The following is a 4118-nucleotide window of genomic DNA, read 5'->3' as shown; positions in this document are numbered from 1 at the left end:
GCAGCGGGCGCAGGATGGCGACCAGCGCGCCTACCGGCTGGTCCTGCGCGCGCTGGTGCCGGTCGTCCGGGTTCGGGTACGGCGGCGCATCTTCGATGACGTGCTGGCGGAGGACGTGGTTCAGGAGGTGCTGATGACGCTTCATCGCCTGCGTCACACTTACGATCCCGCGCTGCCGCTGATGCCCTGGGTTTCGGCCATCGTCTCGGCAAGGTCCGTGGATGCGCTACGCCGACAGGGCCGATCCCGCGGCCGGGAGATCAATCGGGAAGAAACCCTGGACGGCGCCATCGACCCCGTCGCGGCGGCGGCCTTCGAAGCGATCGGCGCCGAACGGGAACTCGCGGGCATGCTGAACTTGCTGCCCGAACGCCAGCGGCAGATGATCGAGATGGTGAAGCTGCAGGAGATGTCGCTCGATGCCGCCGCGCAGGAAAGCCGGCTCTCCGTTTCCGCCGTAAAATCCTTGCTGCACCGCGCGATCGTCAGGTTGCGCGAACATGGAAAGCAGACACATGGTTGACCATGACACCCTGATCGATACGCTTTGCGACGAGGCCGTGCCGGTACGCCGCGTGGCTCCGGCGTGGCGGCGGGCCCTCGCCTGGAGCCCGGTCGCGCTAGGAATCGGCTATCTCGCGACCCAAATGCTCCACCGCGCCGGTACGGATTGGGCCGGTCCCCTTGCCGGGGTCGCCGCCGCCAATATCGTATTGTCACTTGCCCTGGGTATCGCCGCGTTCACAGCCGCCTTGTCGGCCAGCGTACCTGGCGCCCCCGCGCGGACGAGCGGCTGGATCATGGCGTGCCTGGGCATCTGGCTGACGCTGGCGGCCTACAGCATCGGCATATCCAGCCAGCCCGTCGGGCATCTGGGGCACGGCAGCTATTGCTTCACGTTCGTACTGGTCGCCGGAGTTCCCATGATTGCTATCACCGTGCTGGCACTGCGGCGAACGCGGTCGCTCAATCCGGTGCGGTCGCTGATGCTCGCGGGGACGGGAATAGCGTTCCTGTCGTTCGGACTGCTGGCGTTCTGCCATCCCATCGCGATGTCGGCGATGGACTTTGCCGGCCACCTCGTGGCCGGCGTCCTGCTCGGTGCGCTGACCATCGGACTCGGGCGCAAGGCGATCGCGGCCTGAAGGCGCGGGTCAGTCGCCCGGAATGCGCTCGATGCCATTCGTCAGACATCGCCCATTCCCTCCATTTCACGATCATCCTGGCCGAGTGTGACGAACCGGTCCAGAAGCCAGCTTGCCGCAGGACCGGGAGGCGTATCGCGCCGCCATATGCCGGAAAAGCGATACGTCCCCCCGACATGGTCCGGCATCGCCAGTCGTACCAGCGTTCCGGCGAAGAGATCCGCCTCGATCATCGGCATCGGCATGTTCCCCCAGCCGATTCCCTGCCGCAGCAGCGCATGCTTGGCGCCGAGATCGGCAAGCCGCCAGGTCTTTGGGCTGAACACCGAGTAGTCCTGCCCTTCGGTGAAGCGCGAACGGTCGGAGAGCACCAGCTGCGTATAGTCCCGCCCCGCGCCGGGTTCGATCTTCATCATGCGGCCCAGCGGATGATCGGGCGCGGCCACCGGCACCATCGCCACCGAGCCCGCCGAGCGGCTGTCGATACCCTCGACACCGGCCGATAGCGGACCGGACAGCCCGACCACCGCCTCCTTGTCCAGCACCAGCGCGGTGATCGCGCCCAGCGCCTCGACATGAAGGCGCAGCTGGACGGTGGGGAACGTCACGGCGAAGTCGCGCAGCACCAGCCCGACGCGGTCGGCGGGCAGCATGACGTCGAGCGCCAGGTTCACCTCGGCCTCAAGCCCGTCGAGCATGCCCTTCACCTTGGCGCGCAGTCCGTCCACACCCTGCGAGATCGCCTTCGCTTCGGCCAGCACCGCGCGTCCCTGTTCCGTCAGTTTCGGGCGCCGGGTGCCTTCGCGCTCGAACAGCATCACGCCGAGCTGCGCCTCCAGATTGGCGATGCCATAGCTGATGACCGAGACCGCACGGTTCAGCTTGCGTCCGGCGCCTGCGAAACTGCCGGTCTCCACGATCGTCTGGAAGATCGTCAACTGATCGAGCGTGGGTGTGCCTGGGTTATTCACTTTTCTATTTCCTCGAAAAGATCGATTGGTTTTATCTATCTGAACGGAAAAGATCGCAACCCATACAAAGGGCTCAACGAAGCGGCACTCTCAACCCGCCGCTTCCACCGGAGACCCAAGATGATCGAACTTCGTCCCTTCGACAGCCTCGGCGGCGCCAACCACGGCTGGCTCGACGCCAAGCATCACTTCTCCTTCGCCGACTACCACGATCCGGCCCGCATGCACTGGGGTAACCTGCGCGTGTGGAACGACGACACCATCGCGCCGAAGACCGGCTTCCCGCCGCACCCGCACCGCGACATGGAGATCATCACCTATGTCCGCGAAGGCGCAATCACCCACGAGGACAGCCTGGGCAACAAGGGCCGCACCGAAGCCGGCGACGTTCAGGTCATGAGCGCGGGCACCGGCGTGCGTCACTCCGAATACAACCTCGAGGACGTGACCACGAAGATCTTCCAGATCTGGATCCTGCCCACCCGCAACGGTGAAAAGCCCAGCTGGGGCGCCCGTCCCTTCCCCAAGGGCGACCGCGCCGGACACTTCGAGACCCTCGCCTCGGGCTACGACGGTGACGGCGACGCCCTGCCGATCCGCACCGACGCCCGCATCGTCGCCGCGACGCTGAAAGCCGGTGAGACGGCCGAGTATCCGATCGGCGCCGATCGCAAGGCCTACCTCGTCCCAGCGAGCGGCGCGGTGAAGATCGACGACGTGCTGGTCAATGCCCGCGACGGTGCGGCGATCCGCGACCTCGACGTGATCCGCGTGACGGCGCTCGAGGACAGCGAACTCGTCCTCGTCGACGCCGCTTAACGATACCTCATCCGCGACCGGCCCTTCGAAGGCGGGGCCTGTCGCCAGCCTGAGCCGAACCGCGTGCCCCCCTCGATCGGGTGTAATACTTTCGGTTGATTCCGCGGCCATGCGGTTCGGCTCATAAGCCTCTCGCAAGCTCTCGACACCCCGAACACTGGTTCGATCTTTTCGATTTAATCGAAAGTTCGGAACGATTTTATGCGCCTATCTGGAACGACCATCTCGCTCCAGTATGCATCTCAACGGGCAAGGACGCCCAGCAACAGGAGGACCTACCAATGACGCTCACCGCAACTGCGACCCCCGGCAAGTCGCTGATCTCGCCTGACAACCACGCGCTCGTCCTGATCGATTTCCAGTCGCAGATGAGCTTCGCGACCAAGTCGATCTCGCCCGAACTGCTGCGCAACAACGCGGCGCTGATCTCGCGCGGTGCAAAGTCGTTCAACGTCCCCACCATCCTCACCACCGTCGCCGAGAAGAGCTTCTCCGGCCCGATGTTCGACGAGATCACCGACGCCTTCCCCGGCCAGGAACTGCTCGACCGCACCAGCATGAACACCTGGGAAGACGAAGCCGTGATCTGCGAGATCAACCGCATCGGCAAGCAGCGCATCGTCTTCGCGGGGCTCTGGACCTCGGTGTGCATCGTCGGCCCGGTGGCATCGGCGATCGAGCAGGGCTTCGAAGCCTACGTCATCACCGACGCCTGCGGCGACATCTCGGAAGAAGCGCATGAGCGCGCCGTGCAGCGCATGATCCAGCTTGGCGCCGTGCCGATGACCTCGCTGCAGTATCTGCTCGAACTGCAGCGCGACTGGGCGCGTACCGAGACGTACGACAGCACCACCGGCATCGCCAAGGTCTGGGGCGGCGCTTACGGCCTGGGCATCAAGTACGCCAAGTCCATGTTCGGCGCGTCCGAAGGCGGTCACTGATTTAAGCTCGGAACCGGCGGCTCATCACCCCCCGACCCTCATCGGGCCGCCGGTTCCACCCCCTCTTCAGGAGGGGGCTTCGACAAGCTCAGCCTGAGCGGTTTCATAGTACAGTCCTGTTCCCGCTCAGGCTGAGCTTGTCGAAGCCCCCGCAGTACAAAGCCCAGTTCTCACCCGAAGGATCAGCATCATGGCCTACGTAACCACCACTGACGGCGTCGAAATCTTCTACAAGGACTGGG

Annotated in this window: 5 protein-coding genes; 4 read left to right on the top strand and 1 reads right to left on the bottom strand. The window is 64.8% G+C overall.

Annotated elements, in window-relative coordinates:
* Together LH128_RS25770 and LH128_RS25765 are read left to right on the top strand one after the other, a co-directional pair.
* On the top strand, positions 1–523 hold a 523-nt coding region (locus LH128_RS25770; protein WP_008830618.1), incomplete at its 5' end, for a sigma-70 family RNA polymerase sigma factor.
* Positions 516–1145, top strand: coding sequence for an NrsF family protein (locus tag LH128_RS25765; protein WP_008830619.1), 630 nt, complete (start codon positions 516–518; stop codon positions 1143–1145). The genes LH128_RS25770 and LH128_RS25765, both read left to right, overlap by 8 nt.
* Positions 1146–1186: 41 nt before the next feature.
* Here the strand turns inward: LH128_RS25765 and LH128_RS25760 are convergent, their stop codons facing one another.
* Entirely contained in the window at positions 1187–2116 is a 930-nt protein-coding gene (locus tag LH128_RS25760; protein ID WP_008832630.1) for a LysR family transcriptional regulator, read from the bottom strand.
* Positions 2117–2236: 120 nt separating this feature from the next.
* Between LH128_RS25760 and LH128_RS25755 the strand changes: the two genes are divergently transcribed.
* Both LH128_RS25755 and LH128_RS25750 read left to right on the top strand, forming a co-directional pair.
* Positions 2237–2935 carry a pirin family protein gene (locus tag LH128_RS25755; RefSeq protein ID WP_008832629.1) on the top strand — a complete coding sequence of 233 codons (699 nt, stop codon included), beginning with the start codon at positions 2237–2239 and terminating at the stop codon, positions 2933–2935.
* Between the two features lie 281 nt (positions 2936–3216).
* Positions 3217–3876 carry a hydrolase gene (locus LH128_RS25750; protein WP_008832628.1) on the top strand — a complete coding sequence of 220 codons (660 nt, stop codon included), beginning with the start codon at positions 3217–3219 and terminating at the stop codon, positions 3874–3876.
* Positions 3877–4118 lie beyond the last annotated feature (242 nt).

The sequence above is a fragment of the Sphingomonas sp. LH128 genome (genome assembly GCF_000293195.2).
Classification (GTDB): domain Bacteria; phylum Pseudomonadota; class Alphaproteobacteria; order Sphingomonadales; family Sphingomonadaceae; genus Novosphingobium; species Novosphingobium resinovorum_A.
This window is presented reverse-complemented; position numbering and strand designations above follow the sequence as displayed.